The 17,431-nt window shown below is 62.4% G+C and carries 18 protein-coding genes; 3 read left to right on the top strand and 15 right to left on the bottom strand.

The features are described from left to right. Positions 1 to 9 precede the first annotated feature (9 nt). The 7 genes from YY7_RS0104775 to YY7_RS0104745 all read right to left on the bottom strand — a co-directional run bounded on the left by YY7_RS0104775 (position 10) and on the right by YY7_RS0104745 (position 7,153). Entirely contained in the window at positions 10 to 720 is a 711-nt protein-coding gene (locus YY7_RS0104775) for an ABC transporter ATP-binding protein (protein WP_080663583.1), read from the bottom strand. Then, positions 710 to 1,429 (bottom strand): ABC transporter ATP-binding protein, encoded by a 720-nt coding sequence (locus tag YY7_RS0104770; protein WP_028162224.1) that lies wholly within the window; start codon positions 1,427 to 1,429, stop codon positions 710 to 712. The genes YY7_RS0104775 and YY7_RS0104770 overlap by 11 nt, the downstream gene beginning before the upstream one ends. Before the next feature lies 1 nt (position 1,430). Next, a complete protein-coding gene (locus tag YY7_RS50770) occupies positions 1,431 to 2,504 on the bottom strand; it encodes a branched-chain amino acid ABC transporter permease (RefSeq protein ID WP_035689263.1) in 1,074 nt (357 codons plus the stop codon). An 11-nt stretch (positions 2,505 to 2,515) separates the two neighbouring features. Then, positions 2,516 to 3,382, bottom strand: coding sequence for an ABC transporter permease subunit (locus YY7_RS0104760; RefSeq protein WP_028162223.1), 867 nt, complete (start codon positions 3,380 to 3,382; stop codon positions 2,516 to 2,518). An 82-nt stretch (positions 3,383 to 3,464) separates the two neighbouring features. Then, on the bottom strand, positions 3,465 to 4,703 hold the full coding sequence (locus YY7_RS0104755; RefSeq protein WP_063623359.1) for an urea ABC transporter substrate-binding protein: 1,239 nt from the start codon (positions 4,701 to 4,703) through the stop codon (positions 3,465 to 3,467). Between the two features lie 33 nt (positions 4,704 to 4,736). Next, entirely contained in the window at positions 4,737 to 5,735 is a 999-nt protein-coding gene (locus tag YY7_RS0104750; RefSeq protein ID WP_028162221.1) for an acetamidase/formamidase family protein, read from the bottom strand. Between the two features lie 17 nt (positions 5,736 to 5,752). Beyond that, the gene (locus YY7_RS0104745; protein ID WP_028162220.1) at positions 5,753 to 7,153 is read right to left on the bottom strand and encodes an amidase; all 1,401 of its coding nucleotides are present in this window, start codon (positions 7,151 to 7,153) and stop codon (positions 5,753 to 5,755) included. A 420-nt stretch (positions 7,154 to 7,573) separates the two neighbouring features. On the opposite strand from YY7_RS0104745, the gene YY7_RS0104740 reads away from it, so the two are divergent. Both YY7_RS0104740 and YY7_RS0104735 read left to right on the top strand, forming a co-directional pair. Further along, positions 7,574 to 8,749 (top strand): transporter substrate-binding domain-containing protein, encoded by a 1,176-nt coding sequence (locus tag YY7_RS0104740; RefSeq protein WP_028162219.1) that lies wholly within the window; start codon positions 7,574 to 7,576, stop codon positions 8,747 to 8,749. Continuing rightward, the gene (locus YY7_RS0104735) at positions 8,746 to 9,333 is read left to right on the top strand and encodes an ANTAR domain-containing response regulator (protein WP_028162218.1); all 588 of its coding nucleotides are present in this window, start codon (positions 8,746 to 8,748) and stop codon (positions 9,331 to 9,333) included. Before YY7_RS0104740 ends, YY7_RS0104735 begins: the two co-directional genes overlap by 4 nt. Before the next feature lie 8 nt (positions 9,334 to 9,341). Here YY7_RS0104735 and tcuB read toward each other — a convergent pair whose 3' ends face one another. Beyond that, positions 9,342 to 10,448 (bottom strand): tricarballylate utilization 4Fe-4S protein TcuB, encoded by a 1,107-nt coding sequence (gene tcuB / locus YY7_RS0104730; protein WP_028162217.1) that lies wholly within the window; start codon positions 10,446 to 10,448, stop codon positions 9,342 to 9,344. Further along, positions 10,435 to 11,826 carry an FAD-dependent tricarballylate dehydrogenase TcuA gene (gene tcuA / locus YY7_RS0104725; RefSeq protein ID WP_028162216.1) on the bottom strand — a complete coding sequence of 464 codons (1,392 nt, stop codon included), beginning with the start codon at positions 11,824 to 11,826 and terminating at the stop codon, positions 10,435 to 10,437. The genes tcuB and tcuA overlap by 14 nt, the downstream gene beginning before the upstream one ends. Before the next feature lie 141 nt (positions 11,827 to 11,967). Between tcuA and YY7_RS0104720 the strand changes: the two genes are divergently transcribed. Beyond that, positions 11,968 to 12,648: a GntR family transcriptional regulator gene (locus YY7_RS0104720; RefSeq protein ID WP_028162215.1), complete on the top strand. Its 681-nt coding sequence runs from the start codon at positions 11,968 to 11,970 to the stop codon at positions 12,646 to 12,648. Between the two features lie 13 nt (positions 12,649 to 12,661). Here YY7_RS0104720 and YY7_RS50765 read toward each other — a convergent pair whose 3' ends face one another. From YY7_RS50765 to YY7_RS61775, 6 genes are all read right to left on the bottom strand, one after another. Beyond that, positions 12,662 to 13,417: an IclR family transcriptional regulator gene (locus tag YY7_RS50765; protein ID WP_035689259.1), complete on the bottom strand. Its 756-nt coding sequence runs from the start codon at positions 13,415 to 13,417 to the stop codon at positions 12,662 to 12,664. A gap of 8 nt (positions 13,418 to 13,425) precedes the next feature. Continuing rightward, complete coding sequence (locus YY7_RS0104710; RefSeq protein WP_028162214.1) at positions 13,426 to 14,310, bottom strand: NAD(P)-dependent oxidoreductase; 885 nt, start codon at positions 14,308 to 14,310, stop codon at positions 13,426 to 13,428. Between the two features lie 51 nt (positions 14,311 to 14,361). After that, on the bottom strand, positions 14,362 to 15,558 hold the full coding sequence (locus YY7_RS0104705; RefSeq protein ID WP_028162213.1) for an ABC transporter substrate-binding protein: 1,197 nt from the start codon (positions 15,556 to 15,558) through the stop codon (positions 14,362 to 14,364). Positions 15,559 to 15,578: 20 nt separating this feature from the next. Continuing rightward, on the bottom strand, positions 15,579 to 16,436 hold the full coding sequence (locus YY7_RS0104700; RefSeq protein ID WP_028162212.1) for an alpha/beta fold hydrolase: 858 nt from the start codon (positions 16,434 to 16,436) through the stop codon (positions 15,579 to 15,581). Then, positions 16,433 to 16,870, bottom strand: coding sequence for a hypothetical protein (locus YY7_RS0104695; RefSeq protein WP_051396534.1), 438 nt, complete (start codon positions 16,868 to 16,870; stop codon positions 16,433 to 16,435). Before YY7_RS0104695 ends, YY7_RS0104700 begins: the two co-directional genes overlap by 4 nt. A gap of 368 nt (positions 16,871 to 17,238) precedes the next feature. Then, positions 17,239 to 17,385, bottom strand: a complete 147-nt coding sequence (locus tag YY7_RS61775; RefSeq protein WP_165435076.1) for a hypothetical protein — start codon at positions 17,383 to 17,385, stop codon at positions 17,239 to 17,241. Between the last annotated feature and the right edge of the window lie 46 nt (positions 17,386 to 17,431).

Below are 17,431 nucleotides of genomic sequence, written 5' to 3'. Positions count from 1 at the left end.
CGGCCAGCCTCATAACAGCAGTTGCGCGCGGACATTGTCTGCGTTGACGTCCTCGCCGGCCAGCGATCGCGTGATCTTGCCTTTTTCCATGATGTAGCAGCGCTCGGCGATCTCCAGGATCGTATCCAGGTTCTGCTCGACGAAAACGATCGTCATTCCCAGCTCAGCCCGGAACGATTTCAGCGCGTCGCAAATGTGCTGCACGATCGACGGCTGGATACCCTCGGACGGCTCGTCTAGGATCATCAAGGTCGGATTTCCGATCAGAGCCCGGCCGATCGCAAGTTGCTGTTGCTCGCCTCCGGACATGGTGCCGGCAACCTGCCGCCGGCGCTCCTTCAATCGTGGAAAATACTCATAGACGAGCTCCGGCAGCTTCTTGCCCTCTGGTCCGCCGATCAGTTCGCCGACCTGCAGGTTTTCCTCGACGCTCATCTGCGGAAACACATCCCGTCCCTGCGGGATGTAACCGAAGCCGGCGCGCGCCCGGGCGTCGGCCTGCAACTGGGTCACATCCTCACCTAAGAAGGTGATCGTGCCGCGCCACGTCTCCAGAAGCCCGATCAGGCACCGCATCAGCGTCGACTTGCCGACGCCGTTCCGGCCGATCACGCCGACGATCTCGCCGCGGGACACCGACATGCTCACGCCCTGCAGGATCGGCGTGGCGCCGTAGCCCGCCCAGAGTTCCGATACGTCCAGAATCCGATCAGTGGGCATGCGTCTTACCAAGGTAGATTTCAGCGACCTTCTCGTCCTGAATGATCGTCTCGAGACCGCCTCGCGCGAAGATCTTGCCGAGATGCAGCACGGTCACGCGTTGCGCAATCTGCCGCACAAATGCCATGTCGTGCTCGACGACGAGAATCGTCATGCCCTCAGCATTGAACGACTTGATGAGCTCCCCGGTCTTGAATGTCTCCTCCGGCGACATGCCGGCGGTCGGCTCGTCCAGCAATAATAGCTGCGGCTGCAGCGCCAGCGCCATGCCGATCTCGAGCCATTGCTGCTGGCCGTGCGAAAGCGTTCCGGCCAATTTGCCGCTCTCCGGCGCCAGATCGAGCAGCGCGAGCAGCCGCTCTTCCTCGACGTCGCGTTCCGCGCCTGAGAAGCGCGCCTGCAGCGCGATCTGAATATTCTGCCGCACCGGCAGTTCCTTGAACACGCTCGGCGCCTGCATCTTGATGCTCAGGCCCCGCTGCACACGCGCAAAGGGGCGTTCGTCGGTGATATCGATGGAGTCGAAGAAGATGCTGCCTTTGGTCGGCGGATAGAGGCCGACGATCAGCTTGAACAGCGTGCTCTTGCCGGCGCCGTTGGGGCCGATCAGGCAATGAACCTCCCCGGCATTGATAGTCAGATCGACGTCGGAGACGGCCGTCAATCCGCCAAAGCGTTTGGTCACGCCCTTCACATCGACAAGCGCCATGTCAGGCCTCATCCGATTGCAGGCGACCGGTGTCCGCCAGAGTGGAATTCGCGTCACGCCGCCGGCGCCCGGTCCAGCGATCGACTACAAGCTTGCCGACACCGAGCACGAAGCCCTGCGGCGCCAGCATCACGGTGGCGAGCAGAAGCGTGCCCATCAGCACGAGCGCGGCCTGCTGGCTATAGACGGTGATGGTCTGGAAGCCGAACAGCAGCAGGAACGAGCCGACCAGCGTCGCCGTCAGATCGCTTCGTCCGGAGAATGCGACCCACACGATCGGCATGGCGGCGGCCGGCAACCCGATGCTCGACGGGGTGATGAACTGCCCCCAGGACGTATAAAGGGCGCCGCTGAGGCCCGCGAGCCCGCTTCCGATGACGAATGTAAGCAATTGATACTTGCGGACGTCGTAGCCGAGCATCTCGGCGCGCTGCGGGTTCTCGCGCGTCGCAACGATCACGTTGCCGATGCGCGAGTTCACCAGCATGCGCAGCGCGATGTAGACGATCACGATCAGCGCGACCATGACGTAGTACAGCGCGGATCCCTCGATGTAGAAATCGCCGATTGTGAGCGGATCCATGCCCTTCATGCCGTTGAAGCCGTTCAGCCGCGCAGTGCCGATGTGCCATTCCGGCCCGGCCGTCTGTCCAAGGAAGAACGCCAGCACCAGCGTCGCCGACAGCGTCACGATGCCGAAGAAGATGCCGCTGATGCCGCCCCAGATCATGAAGTAACCGAGGATTCCTGCCGCGATCATCGCGATGATCACCGACAGCATCAGCGCTGCGATCGTCGTCGAACCTCCGCCCATGTTGATGGCCAATACGCCATAGGCATAACCGGAGATGCCGAAGAAGAATGTCTGGCCGAACGACAGCATGCCGCCATAGCCCCACATCAGGCAGAGGCCGAGCGCCATGAAAACCCAGATCAGGAAATAGGAGAAGTTGCCGACATCGTAGGAGTCCGCGAAGACCGGATAGATCAACGCGGCTGCCAGCACGGCGAGAAAGCAGGACCAGAACGTCCATCCACGTCCCAAGGTCTGCGGACCATCAAGCAGTTTGAACATCACACCCCCGCTTAGCGTCCGCGACGGACCAGCACGCTGGAAAGGCCTTCGGGCAAGACACGGATGATCAGGATCACTGCAAACAACATGCCGATCTGGCCGATGATCTGCCCATAGCTTGCATTCAGGGCCATTCGAATCATCGCCAGGAACACGGCGGCCGGCGCGGTACCAAGCAGGACATTTGCTCCGCCGACCACGACGGTGACGAAACTCTCCACCACGAACGTAGCACCCATCGTCGGAATCAGCGTCATCGTCGGCGCGTAAAGCGCACCGCAAAGGCCGGCGAGCCCGGCGCCGATGCCGAAACTGATTGCGTAGATCCGCCCGGTGCGCGCACCCAACGCCTTTGCCATCGCGGCATTCTGCATCGTCGCGCGCGCCATCACGCCGAATCGTGTCTTCATGAAGATCACATAGAGACCGATCAGCACAGCGACCGCACACGCGAACAGCACGAGTCGATAGGTCGAGAATGTGTAGCCGCCGATCGCAAAGCTGCCCTCCGGCGTGCCGATCCCCGTGACCGACGATCCCACGATCAGCAGCATCGATTGCGTGACGATCAGGCTGAGTCCCCAGGTGGCGAGCAAGGAATCCAGCGGTCTCTTATATAGCCGACGAACAATGAGGTATTCGACGGCAACCCCGATCAATCCAGCCGTCACCGCGGCAAGCCCCTGCGCAATGGCAAGCGGCACGCCGAGCTTCACAAGTCCGACCGTCACATAGGCCCCGCACATGATGAACTCGCCATGCGCCATGTTGATGACGCCCATCATGCCGAACACGATCGCAAGTCCTGCCGCCGAGAGGATCAGAAACGCGAAGACGTCGGCGAATTGGTAAAATACCGAGAATAGTTCAGCCGACATCGTCGGTCTCCCGCTCCTTCGTCATGGACGCCGCAGCGATGCGGCGTCCGCGCAATCCAAAGTCATGATCCGATGAGTGGCGTCACGACTTGTTGGGCAAATGACTCGGCGTGTACTGGTCCTTGTCATTCTTCTTGGTGAGGTCGCATCCGATGTCGCCAAGCCAGTACGGCTTGATCGTTCCGTAGTCCTTCACGACGGTCACCTCATGTTGAGGACCGACGGAGATCAGACGCATGCGGTGAGAAGTGTGCTGGCTCTTCGGGTCGATGCAGACCTTGCCTTCGGGTGCATCGATGCAGGCCTCACCAGTTGCGATCACCTTGCGCATGTCCTCGAGCTTGGTCGATTTCCCCTTTTCGACCAGCGCCTTGTACATGTAGAGCGCGTTGTAGGCGTTGTAGCCCATGTCGTTGATGTAGAGTTCATCGGGGAACTTCGCGTGCCAGCGCTTCTTGAAGTCGTTGGCTTCGGGCGTATCGATCTCCTCGAACCAGTTCGCGGTCGCATGCATGTTGTTGAGCGCCGGCGGCTTGAACCGCTTGTGCTCGAAGCCGAGCATGACCTTGATCGACGAGCCCATCGGCAAATTGAGCTTTGCCGCGGCGGCCTGCTCGAAGAACGAGTCCTGGGCGGCGCCGACATTGATGGTCAGGAGCCAATCCGGCTTCGCCTTCTGGATATTCTGGATTGTCTGCGCGAACTGGGAAACGCCGAGCGGAATGAATTCCTCTCCGACGACTTCGCCGCCGAGATCCTTCATGATCTTGCGGTTCCACTCCGCCGAGATCTGTCCGAAATTGTAGTCGGCGGCGATGACGTAGACCTTCTTGCCGAACTTCTCGACCATCCAGGGGATCAGCGTCGAGAACTGCTGCTCGGGGACCGCCCCCATGCTGATCATGCTCGCGTCGCAGACGCCGCCTTCGTACTGGTTGGTGTAGAAATACGGCGTGGTCGTCCGATCGATGATCGGCCGGACGGCCTCGCGTGAAGCGGACGTGATGCCTCCGATCAGCACATCGACCTTGTCGCGACTGAGCAGACGCCGTGCGAACTCCTGATAGCGGGCATTGTCGCCCTGTGGATCGAGATGGATGAGTTCGATCTGCCGCCCGAGGATGCCGCCGCTCTTGTTGATTTCCTCGACCGCAAGCTGCGAGCCATGGAGTTTCGGCATGCCCATGAATGCCAGATCGCCGGAGACGTCCTCGAGCAGACCGACCTTCAACGGCGGCTCGGCTGCCTGCGCGGCACCGAACGCCGCCGCCCCAAGCGCGACGCCGAGAACAGCAGTCCTGAGCAGATGTCGTGATTGCATTGAAACGTCCCCTTGTTGAAAAGCGGCTGAAATTTACGCCTTGAGGTAGGTTTTCAGGATCGATGCACCCATCGTGTATTTCGGGTCGACCATGTTGCCGAGCCGCATGCGTCCGGCCTGGCTGAGCAGCATGTACGCGTCGATCTCGTCGAAGCCGTAGTCCGCGCTCATCCATCGCGTGAGTTCGCGATAGGCGATGCGGGCCGCATCCTCGAGCGGGCGTGCGCTGCCGATGGTCATGATGAAGTCGCGCGTCTCCAGACGCGGCCAGGCAAAGCTCCAGTTCTTGATCAGATCGATCTGGAGCGTCACCGTCGCACGCTGTTCGAGCGCAACGCCGGAGAGTTCGCCATCGCCCTGTGTTGCATGGCAGTCGCCGACGTAAAGAAGCCCGCCCTCGGCATGCACGGGCAAATAAAGAACGGCCCCGGGTGCGACATCGGGCAGGTCCATGTTGCCGCCATGATAGTCCGGCTGCAACGAGGAGATTGCCTCGATCTCGGGCGAGACACCAATCGTGCCGATGAACGGCTCATAGGGCAGTGTGATCTTGTCGTTCCAGCGCACGCCGCTCCTGTCGACATGCAGCTTGCGGACGCGCTCAGGCAGCGGTGGATTGAGCATCGCTGTCGAGCTCGTCCCGACAAGCCCGCCGAACTCAGGGATGATGCAGGTCGTTCCGGCCGGCTGCTCGCCGCGAGTCTCAACGTCGTGGATATAGACGGCAAGGCAATCGCCCTTCTTGGCGCCCTTCACCGCGATCGGCCCGCATTGCGGGTTGAGGTAGGGAAAGTTCAGTTTCGCCGTCGGACTGTCGCTCTCGCTCGTAAGCACGCCGCCGAACGCGTCCTCGGTCTCGACGACAACGACCTCTCCCGGATCGATCGACAGCGTCGGCTTCGCATAGGGTCCGTAGACGTAGTGAAAGCCCCCCTGCTGCTCGATCGTCAAACTACGTTTCGTGCCGGCCACTCCCTTGGCGAGGCCGCGCTTCGACATGATGGAACTCTGCAACCAGTCTTCTGCTGTCATGCGAACGGCTCCTTGGATCAGAGAGCGGGATGATGCTTGTGCCAATCGGTGACGCGCTGGAACGCGTCACCCGCATGGACAAGACCCGCTTCATCGAAGTGGCGGCCGACAAACTGAAAGGCGACTGGGCCGCCGTTCGGGGCGAAGCCGCCCGGAAGCGTAATGGTCGGGCTTCCGGTCATGTCGAACGGACAGGTGAAGCGCAGCAATCCGGCGATCAGGGAAGCGTCTTCGCCGAGCGTTGCCATCGTCGCGAGCGTGGGTGCGGCAAAGGCTTGGGCCGGCACAGCGATGAGATCGACCGTCTCAAACAACCGTCGCACCGCGCCGCGAAACGCTTCGCGCCGCAGCACGATCTTCTGATAGTCGGTGCCGGACTGCTGCAGGCCGAGATCGAGCAGCCCCGCAAGCGCGGGACCGTATTCGCCCTTGCGCGAAGGGTAGGTCGCCTCGTGCGCAACCGCTGCCTCGATGCCGCAAAGCGGAAACCAGTCGTCGACAATGGCCTTGGTATCCGGAAAGGCGATCTCGCTGATTTCTGCGCCGAGGTCCACCGCGACCCGCAAAGCTTCACTGAGGACCTTGCTTGCGGCCTCATCGGTGCCTTCGCTGGTCCAGCGCCGATCGACACCGATCGCAACGCCCCGCAGACTGCCGGACAGGCCGGCAAGATAGTCCGGCACGGCCAGCGGCACGGCGGTGGTGTCCTTGGCGTCCTCGCCCGCGATCGCGCCGAGCATGGCACCGCAATCGACCGCGCTGCGCGTCATTGGCCCGATATGATCCAGCGTCGCCGCGAGTTCGAACGCGCCATAGCGACTGACGCGCCCCCAGGTCGGCTTCAGCCCGGTGATGCCATTGGCTGCGGATGGAAAGCGGATCGAGCCGCCGGTGTCGGTGCCGAGCGAGCCGAAGCAGAGGCCGGCTGCGGTGGCGGAACCCGAACCGCTCGACGACGCTCCCGACCACAAATCGGCATTCCACGGATTTTTCGGCGGATCGATCTTCGGATGATGATCGGCGTAGGCACCTTCAGTCTGCTGCAGCTTGCCGAGGATGATCGCGCCCGCCTCCTTCAGCCGTGCGACAACCGTGGCATCCTCGCTCGGACGGAAGTCGCGATGGATGGTCATGCCGTGTGCGGCCGGTGCGCCCTTGACCCAGCAAAGATCCTTGATCGCAACTGGTACGCCGTGCAGCGGCCCCTTGACCTTGCCGGAGGAAATTTCCTTTTCCGCAACGGCCGCTTCCGCAAGCGCGGAATCAGCCATGACATAGGCGTAACTCTTGAGCTTGGGATCGAGCCGATCAATCCGTTCAAGCATCGCCTTTGTCACTTCGACAGGCGACAGCTTCTTCGCCTGTATCTGCTGCCCAACCTCGACCAACCCGAGATAGCAAATATCTGTCGTCGCCATCGCCTTTTGTTCCTCGCTCGTCGCTTCCCAGGCGCATCAGGCCGATCGTCGCGCGCGCGCCATCGGCCTGGCGACACGCATGTTTCGCCAGTTTCTTGTACGGCAAAAGAAAAAAGCCATCCGCCCCTCCGGAATGAGGTGACGAATGGCTCAAATGCCGCTGCTATGGTCTATCGCATGGGCTCAAGATCGAACGGAGCAGTCGCCGCTGGGATCAGGACGTCATCGGCCTGACCGAAGCAAATTAAGGTTCGACAGTAAGCCCGGCAGTCAAAAATTCTAGGTTCGCGCCTAGCGCATTGTCAACGAGGGAGGTTGCACAAATTTCGCGAGCGTCATGCGCAGTAAATCGGCAAGACCTCTTGCACCGATATCGGCGATGATGATTTCCTCAGGGCTCCGTCTCGTCGAAAGCCATTAATGACAAAGCCGTCGGTTCCAGTTGGCATCATATGTTCGCAGTCCGGGCCCTATCAGGCCATGGGGCGCGAGATATTGAAGAGCGCCCTGATGGCGGTCGACGAGATCAACAATCACCCTGACTTTGATTTCTCGCTCACCGCGCATGTCCGCGATCCCCGCGGGGTCATTTCGGAATACCACACGGTTTGCGATGACCTCATTCGCAATGCCGGCGTCGAGCATATCATCGGCTGCTACACCTCGGCCTCGCGCAAGCAAGTGCTGCCGATCGTCGAGCGAACCGATCGCCTGCTCTGGTACCCTGCCCGTTACGAAGGGTTCGAATGCTCCGACAACGTCATCTATGTCGGCGCGTCGCCCAACCATAATGTGCTGCCGCTCGTGCGCTACGTGCTCGACAATTTGTCACGACACATCTTCTGCGTCGGATCCAACTATGTCTGGACCTGGGAGACCAATCGCGTCACCCGCGAACTGGTAACAGCGGCGCAGGGAAGCATCCTTGCCGAACGGCTGCTCGAGCTCGGCGAAAGCGCAGTCGGGCACATCGTCGACGAAATCGTCCGCCGCAAGCCGCCCGTCGTCTTCAATACGCTCGTCGGCAGTTCGAGCTACGATTTCATCCGTGCCTTTCATGCCGCTACCACGGCTGCCGGTCTCGAGATTCCGATGCTGAGTTGCAGCCTCTGCGAGCCGGAGCTCAAGATAGTCGGACCCGCATCCGCCGGATGCATCACGTCGTCAGCCTATTTCGAGAGCATCCGCCTGCCCGAGAACCTCGCCTTCGTGCAGCGCTGGAAGGCGCGTCATGGCGAAGCCAGCAGCCCCTCCGTCGATGGACAATCCGCCTATGTCGCGGTGTATCTCTTGGCGCGCGCGCTGCATCGGGCCGGGACGTCTAACATTGGTGAAGTGCGGCGCGCGGCCGCCGGCTATCGCTACAATTCGCCGCAGGGACCGGTCTGGATCGATGGTGCCAATAACCATTGCGTCCTTACACCACGCCTGGCCGTCTCGAATGCGCAGGGACAGTTCGACATCTTCTGGGAGTCCGACGCACCGGTTAAGCCGGATCCCTATTTGACGCAGCTCGACATCGCCGCCGGACCCGTGCGTGAGAAGTCAAGGGACGGAACGTCGCCGAGTGCGCTTCATTTGCGGGTTGTGAAATGAGCAAACCGTCTTCGTTTTCCCTCCGCGGCCGCAAGGCCCTCGTCGCCATCAAGGACGAGCGCGACCTGTCGATCGTCAGGCGCCAGTTCGAACGTCTGGGAATCGACGTCCTGACATGGGAGCAAGGAAGCGCTCTCGCGTGTCAGTCGGATGTGACGCTGATCGACGATGAATTCCTGCCGCTGACCTCGCCGACGCAGCGGGCCTTGCTCGGACAATGTCCTGTCATCGCCCTGCTCGGCACGGAGACTCCAAGCCGGCTGAAGCTGGTGCTGGAACTCGACCCGGCGTCATTTCTGGTCAAGCCGCTGCGCTCAGCCGGCATCTACGCCGCACTGGTGATGGCGTTCGAGCGGGCCGAGCGCACCAACGAATTGAAGCAACAAGTCCTCAAGCTGGAAGAACGCCTGCGCTCGCGCCGCGTCGTATTGGCTGCCGTCCTTCAGGTGATGCACACGCACTCCGTTGCCGAACCTGCCGCTTTTGCGCTGATCCGGCGAGCTGCCATGGAGCAGCGCAAAACCATCGAGCAGATGTCGGCTGAGATCGCCGCGAACGGGAGCCTACCCCGCGCGACCGGATAGAAACCCGCCTAACCATTCAAGCCGTGGCGTCGCTCCTGTGCATAGCGCACCAGCGCGGCGAAGCGGTAGATGCCGTGGACGAACTTGCCATAGGGCATGGTGATGAACAGCGCGAACACGGCGCCGAGATGCAGCGCGAGCAGCGGCCCCATCGCCGGCGTCGCGCGCAGCAAGAGGAGCGCCATGCCGGTGATACCCGTCAGGAACAGCATGGCAATGAATCCGACATCCATGCCATAGCTGGTATCATCAAGCAGCGCGGGATCACGCTGAGCTTTCGCGAGCAGCAGCCCGATCGGCCCGACGATCAGACCGATGCCGCCGAGCGAGCCGAGCACGACCGGCAGGTCCCACCACGCATACGGCGCCTCGCGTCCCAGAAGATAGTGATAGAGCGTGGCGACCGACGTCGCAGCAAAGCACAGCAGGAAGCCGTAGAAAGTGAAATGATGATAGAGCTTGCGCCGATCGGTCGGACGGTCGTCCTCATTGTAGCAACCGACGCCGCCACCATGGAGATAGCGCAGCTCGCCGGCATCGCGGATCGCCTGGAAGATCGAGCCGCCGTCGGCGCGCCCACCGATCGGTTCGCCAATATTGCGCCAGAATGCGCGCACGCCCATGACGAGGGCCAGGATCGCATAGAGAAAAGCCGCGCTAAACAGCGCCGCCATCGTGTTATGAGGCATCAGTTTATAGAAGGCGCCAGGGCCGGTATGGATGCCGAAAAGCACATTCGGATCGTTGAAGGCGGCAAAGCCGAGGATGAAGGCGGCCATGCTGAAGGCGGCAATCAGGCTGATGACGAGCCCATTGCGTTCGAATGCGCCGGACAGCGCGCGGGGCCAGGCGTAGGCAGCATAGGATTCGGCGCGCGCCGCCGCCAGCGTCTTCGGCACATTGACGTTGAACTCATGCGGCGGCGAGAACTGGCAGTCGACATAGCAGGCGCCGCAGGCGTGACAGAGATTGGCGAGATAGTTGAGGTCGCCGTCGGAGAACGACCGGCGCATCTCCATCGCGGGGAAGACCGCGCACAGCCCCTCGCAATAGCGACACGAATTGCAGACCGTCATTAGACGATCGGCTTCCTGCAAGATCCTAGTTCCGTGCATTCTTTGCCGCTTCCCGTCCTGCGATCCGGCCGAACACGCTACCTATGGTCATGCCGATGCCGGCGGCATAGCCGCGTCCCAGCACATTGCCGGCCATGATCTCGCCGGCGGCGAACATGTTGGCGGAAGGTTTGCCATCCTTCATCAGCATCCGCGCCTGCTTGTTCACGCGCGTGCCGAGATAGGTGAAGGTGATGCCGGGCCGCACCGGATAGGCGAGATAAGGCGGCGTCTCGATCCGGCGCGCCCAATGCGTCTTCGGCGGCACGATGCCTTCGGTGCGGCAATCATCGAGGATGGTGTGATCGAAGGTGCCGGGCCGCACCGCGGCGTTGAACTCGGTGATGGTCTTTTCCAGCGCCGCCGGATCAAGCTCGAGCTTGCCGGCAAGCTCGGCGATCGTGTCGCCCGCGATCGGCGGGAACAGCGTCGGCATGAAGCTGGTCACGACTGTCGAATCGAAAATGATGTGGGCGATCTGGTCGGGCTGTGCGGCGACCAGCCGGCCCCAGATCGCATAGCGCTTCGGCCAGATGTCCTCGCCTTCGTCGTAGAAGCGCTCGGCGTGTTTGTTGACGACGATGCCGAACACGACGGAGTCATGGCGTGTGATGATGCCGCCGTCAAATTTCGGCGCGCGGGCGTCGATCGCCACCGCGTGGCACTGCGTGGGATCGCCGACCTGGTGCACGCCCTTGGCCAGCAGCATCTTCAGGATCGAGCCGCGATTATAGGGCGTGCCGCGGATCAGGAAGTTGTCGGCGGCCTCGCCCCAATATTCCCTGAGCCATTCGATGTTGGCCTCGAAACCGCCGGCGGCGGCCACCAGCGTTGAGGCGCTTACCTCCGTTGTGCCGTCGATCGGCCGCCTCAGTTCGGCCGAGAGGAACATGCCGTCCTCGACCTTGATATCGACGACTTCGGCATCATAGCGGATGTCGACGCCAAGCCGTTCCGCGGTGAGATAGAGCGCGTTCAGCATCGCGCGTCCGCCGCCGAGGAAGAACGAATTGGTGCGGCCAAGGCTGAGCGTGCCGCCGAGCGAGGGCTGCCAGCGCACCCCCTGTTCCACGATCCAGTTCAGGATGTCCTTGGACTCGCGGATCATGAACCTGGCGAGGTCCTCGTCGGTCTCCCCGCCGGTCACGCGCAAGAGATCGTCCCAGAACTCCTCCTCGGTATAGGGACCGGTGAGGATTTCGGTCGCCGCGTCATGGGCGCAGCGCATGTTGCGGGTGTGGCGGGTATTGCCGCCGCGGTAGAACTTTGGCGCCCCCTCCAGCACCAGCACGGAAGCGCCCGCACGGCGCGCGCTGATCGCCGCGCACATGGCCGCGTTGCCGCCACCGATCACCAGCACGTCGTATTTGCTGCTCATTCCCTCTGCCCAACCGAAAGGCCATTTTCGGCGCTTTCCGGGATGCCTGCACCATTGTCCATTTCTGTATACAAAGATATACATAAGCACCGCAAGCGCCGTCTTTGCATGGGATTGATGCGCTTTGCGACCGGAGACAGGATGGCAAAGCGGCCAAACAAGGCGATCGGATCGATTTCGCGCGGTTCCGGCGTTCAGCTCGGGGAAGCCGTGTTCCGCTCATTGTGCGAGGCGCTGAAGGCGGGAGCCTATCGGGCCGGAGACCGGCTGCGGGAAGAAGAGGTGGCACAGCGGCTGAAGGTCAGCCGCACGCCGGTACGCGAGGCACTGGGTCGGCTTGCGGCGCGCGGTTTCGTGGCGCCGGCGGGCGGACGGGGGCTGATCGTCCGCAGCCTCGATATCGGCGAGGTGCTCGAGCTTTATACCATGCGCGAGATCCTGGAAGGCTCGGCCGCCCGGCTCGCCGCCGAACACGCCTCGCAGCCCGAGATCGATGCCCTGACCGACATCGAGCAGGCCTTTGCGGAACACCTGGACGATCCAGTCGAGATGGCAGAGCTCAACCGCGCCTTCCATGAAGCGATCTGCCGCGCTGCCCGCAATCGCTATCTCGATAACGCCTCCAGGGAGCTGCAGGATTGGATTGCGCTGCTCGGCCCCACCACGTTCTCCGTGGCCGGCCGCCCATCGACCAGCCGCAGGGAACATCGCGCCATCATCAGCGCTATCGCGGCCCGCGACGGCGACAAGGCGGAGAAGCTGGCGCGCACCCATATCCGGGAAGCGCTGCGCTGCCGCCTGAAACTTCTGCAGAAGCAATAGCGCACGCTGCGCGCTATTTCCTTGCCCGCCGCTGCGTACGCGCCGTCCCCTCGAGCGGTGGGGTGGCGCGGTCCAGGAGCTCGGTCGGGCCGCCGAGCGAGTGCGTCAGCCGCGCCGCCGCTTGCGACAGCAGCGATGACATCGTCTTGATACTGTCCTTGATGAAGCGCGGCTTGGGGCCGGACAGCGACAGCGCGCCGACGAGCTTGCCGTTCGGCCCGAACACGGGACAGGCAATGCCGGCACAGTCCGGGTCGCGCTCGCCGAACGAAACCGCAATGCCGCCCTTCCTGATGGGATCGTAGGCCTCGCCGCTCTCGCCATCGAACGCCAGGATGACTCGTCCTGCGGCGCCGCGGTCGAGCGGCAGCAGCATGCCGGCCTCGACGCGGTCGAGCGTCGAGTGCTGGGAATCGATGCGAAACACGCACAAGCGGCGCTTGCCGTCATGTCGGACGTGGAACGACGGACTTTCCGTGCCCGCGGCCACCAGTTGCCGCAGGACCGGCATCACCTGGTCATGCAGATTATTGGCGCGCTGATAGATCGCGCCTAATCGGAACGGCGTCGGCCCGAGATGGTAGCGGCCGTCGGTCAGCTGCACGAGATAGCCGAATTCCTGCAGCGAGGTCATCAGCCGCAGCAGCGTGCTCTTGTACATTCCGGTGTGCCGCGACAGCTCGGCGAGACTCATCGGCTCCGGCTTTTCCTCGAACGCCCCCAGGATGGTGAGCGCACGGTCAACGGCGGCAACGCCGGGCGAACGCATGGTGCTTCCTATTTGGAGAAGCCGGCGGGATCGATCAGCTTTGCGATGACTGGAAAATACGCATCCCCCATCCCCTTGTCGATCGTCTCCTCGAAAATGCTGCGCAGGAGCGCTGCGCCCCGCAGGTTCAGGCCGGCCTGGCCACCCAGCTCAAGCGCATAGGTCAGATCCTTCAGTGCATATTCGGTCGAGAATGCCCGCAGCGGGAATTCCTTCGCCACGATCGCCTTCATGCCGTGATTGCGGAGCGCAAAACTGTCCGCCGACCCCTTGGACAGGGTTTCCAGCAGCAGCTTTGGTTCGACGCCGCTGTGGCTCGCGACGGCGACAGCTTCTGCCAATGCATTGACCGTCTCGAACAGCACCATGTTGTTCAGGATCTTCGTCACCTGGCCGGCGCCGGTGCCGCCGCAGAGCGTGACGTCGGTGGCGAAATGCCGGATCAGCGGCTCGACCTTGGCAAACGCGTCGGCCGTCGCGCCGACCATCACGCTGAGCGTGCCGTCCTGCGCTGCCTGGCGAGTGCGCGCGATCGGCGCGTCGATCCACAGCGCGCTCTTCTCCGCCAGCCGCCGCGCAAACTCGCGGGTCATGCCGACTTCGGAGGTACCGAGGTCGATCACGGTCTGACCGCTTCGGATCGATTGCGCGATGCCGCCCTCGAAAGCCGATGACACATGCTTCGCGCTCGGCAGGCAGATGAAGGTGATCTCGCTGCCGCTGACAACATCGGCAATCGACCCGGCGGCCACACCGCCATCGGCGACGATCCGGGCCAGCGGCTCCGCCGAAAGGTCGAACGCCAGCACCTTCCGTCCACTCTTGCGCACCAGATTGCGGCAGATCGGCTCGCCCATGACGCCAAGACCGATGAACCCGATTGTCCCTGTCATGCAGGCATTCTCCTCACACTTTGGGGCGGCGCCCCGCCCGTCTCGATAACTTCACTTGACCAGCGGACAGCCGCCTTCGCTCATGGGCCGGAACACCTCTTCGCCAGGCCTCGAGCTGACGATTCGGTAGTAATCGTACTTGTACTTCGATTCTTCCGGCTTCTTCACCTGCACGAGATACATGGTGTGCAGCACCCGTCCATCAGGACGAATCGCGACATCCTTGTTGTACATGTCGTTGACCTTCATCTCGTGCATCTTGGCGGCAACGGCGGTCGCATCCGTCGTTCCGGCCGCCTTCACCGCGGCGAGATAGTGGTGGACGCCGCTATAGACGCCGGCCTGGACCATGCTAGCGACCTTGCCATCCATCAACGCCGCATAGCGCTTCGACCAGGCACGGGTGTCATCGTTGAGGTCCCAGTAGAAGGAGGTCGTCACTTGCAGGCCTTGCGTCGCCTTCAGCCCGAGCGAGTTGACGTCGGTAATGAAGACAAGGAGACCCGCCAGCTTCTGCCCGCCTTCGACGATGCCGAACTCGCCGGCCTGCTTGATCGCGGTCTGCACGTCCGCGCCCGAGGTCGCAAGCCCGACGACATCGGCCTTCGAGCCTTGCGCCTGCAGCAGGAACGAGGCGAAATCCGCCGTGCCGAGCGGGTGCGCGGCCGAACCGATCACCTTGCCGCCGGCGGCCTCGATGAACTTGGTGGCGTCGCGCTGCAAAGCATGGCCGAACGCATAGTCTGCCGTGACGAAATACCAGGTCTTGCCGCCGGCGCGCGTGATCGCATCGCTGGTCAGCTTCGACAGCGCATAGGTATCGTAATTGAAGTGAAAGCTGATCGGCGAGCAGGACTTTCCGGTGAAGTCGGACGAGCCTGGGCCGCTGATCACGAAAATCTTGTTCTTCTGCCGCGCGATTTCGAGGATGGCAAAGCCGGCGGACGATGCGGCACCATCGGCGATCATGTCGACGCCTTCATTGTCGAACCATTTGCGCGCGGTAGCGGAGGCAATGTCCGGCTTGTTCTGGTGATCGGCGGTGATGATCTCGATCTTCTTGCCGAGGATTTCGTTGCCGAAATCCTCCGCCGCGAGCTTCGCCGCGGCCACCGAGCCGCGGCCGCCATTGTCGGCGAACACACCGGATTGGTCGTTGAGCACGCCGATTCGAATGACGTTATCGGCTGCCGACGCGACACTCACCTGTGCGGCCAGCACGGCCGCGATTATCAAACGCAACTTCATCAATACGCTCCCTACCTAATTCAAGTATTCTGCCTGCTCACGATGTCCTGCAGCACTGGAGCGATATAGGCCCGGAACTGCGCCGGATTCTCGCTCATCGGGAAATGGCCAAGCCGCTCCATGATCGTGGCCTTTGCGCCAGGAATGCTCGCGGCCGTGCGCAGCGTGTCCTCCGGCGTGCAGGAAAAATCGTATTCGCCGGTCAAGAGATAGAGCGGGCACTCCCGCACATCGATCTGTCCGACGCGGCCGCGCAGATCGCCGTCGACCCGGTAGAAATAGAGATCGCCCTTGAAGATGCCGGGACCGCCCTGCTTGTAGCCCCAAAGGGTCTCGTCGCGCGCGACCACTGGACCGTTCGGCGAGATCAGGCCCGAGACCAGCGCAGCGCATAATTCGCCGCCATGGACATCGGGCCGGTTCAGCCACGCCGTGTCGTACCAGGGTTGCTGGAAGTCGGCGGCTTCGAGTCCGATCAGCGCGCGAAACTCGCTGGCATGCGATATCGCAAGATTGAGGACGATACGCCCGCCGATCGAGCAGCCCATCACCACCGGCCGATCGAGCCTCAGCGCGTTGCAGAACGCGCGGATGGTGGCGGTGTAGGTCGCCGTCGTCAGCCTGTACTCGTCGCCATATTGACTGTCCGGCGGGTTCGACTTGCCGTGCCAGGGCATATCAAACGCGATGATGCGGAATCGCTTCGTGAACTCTTCGTCGACCAGCAAATGGCGCCATTGCCGCGCATCGGAGCCGGCGGTGTGCAGGCAGACCAGGGGAATACCGGTGCCATTCTCCTCGAAATAGATGCGGTTGATCTCGCCATCGATCTCGACATGGACGTAGCGTCCGACGATCGGTTCGACAAAGCCGCTCATGGCGCGCTCACCAATCCGCTGCGACGTGGCAGCGCCAGGAGATCCTTGAAGTACTGCAGGTGCGACATGAAGGGATGCAGATCGCCTTCCAGTGTCGCCTCCCCGCGCTTGGTAAGCGCGAGCAGATCGTGCCAGCCCGGCGTCGGCACCGCCTGCCAATAGGCGCGATACGCGGCCGGCGTCGCGCGATAGGCGAAGCGCCAGGACCGCATCAGCACCGGCGCGGGAGTCATATCGAGGATGCGCCCGCCGCAAATGGTCACATGAAAGGGCTGCACCGTGGGTCCGAGCAGACACTCCACGTCAAGCAGCCGGCCGCGGCCGATCAGCTTCTCGTCGCGCGACAGCAACTCTGGAATGGTCTTGAACGCATCGACCAACTGATTGTCGAACGCAACAGTTGGCCGGTCGGTCGATGCCGCATCAGGGTTCACGCTCGATTCCTCCGGGCCCGCTCGTTCTGCGGAGCAGAACGATGTTCTATTTTTCTGTAACCCGTTTACACGCACTTCCTGGCTGAACTCAAGGGGGTTCGGCCGCGGTTGGCAGTCGAGCCAGCGCCAAAGGTATCTTCTCCGCGCGATCCGAGGGAGCGCGGGCATCACCACAATGGCGGCGGGATGATCCGTGCCCGCCTAACGCGCCGGGGAGATTCTCTGTAATGAGGCGGCGATGTCAGCGCGGTTGATCGCGGGAAGACGTCGAATGCAAGCGCGTCGACCGTCGCTGCTGGCGCCAATGATATATTTCGATCGAGGCCGGAGCGCTCAATGCGCGCCAAGGCAGCCGTCTAACGGTAAAATCACCGGCGTTGCGGCGTTTCGTCGTCCTGCTGTGAGCTGGCTTCATCCGCCGCCGGGAATATGGCGTCGTAGATCGCACGCGCTTCCCGGATAAGCCGGGCCCGCTCGAGCTCAGACTTTGGAACAAATCGAACGACCTCACCCATATGCGGCTCCAAGCCAGATTGGGGCAGTTCCCCGTTGGATGACAAC

Source organism: Bradyrhizobium elkanii WSM2783 (genome assembly GCF_000472865.1).
GTDB classification, from domain to species: domain Bacteria; phylum Pseudomonadota; class Alphaproteobacteria; order Rhizobiales; family Xanthobacteraceae; genus Bradyrhizobium; species Bradyrhizobium elkanii_A.
This window is presented reverse-complemented; position numbering and strand designations above follow the sequence as displayed.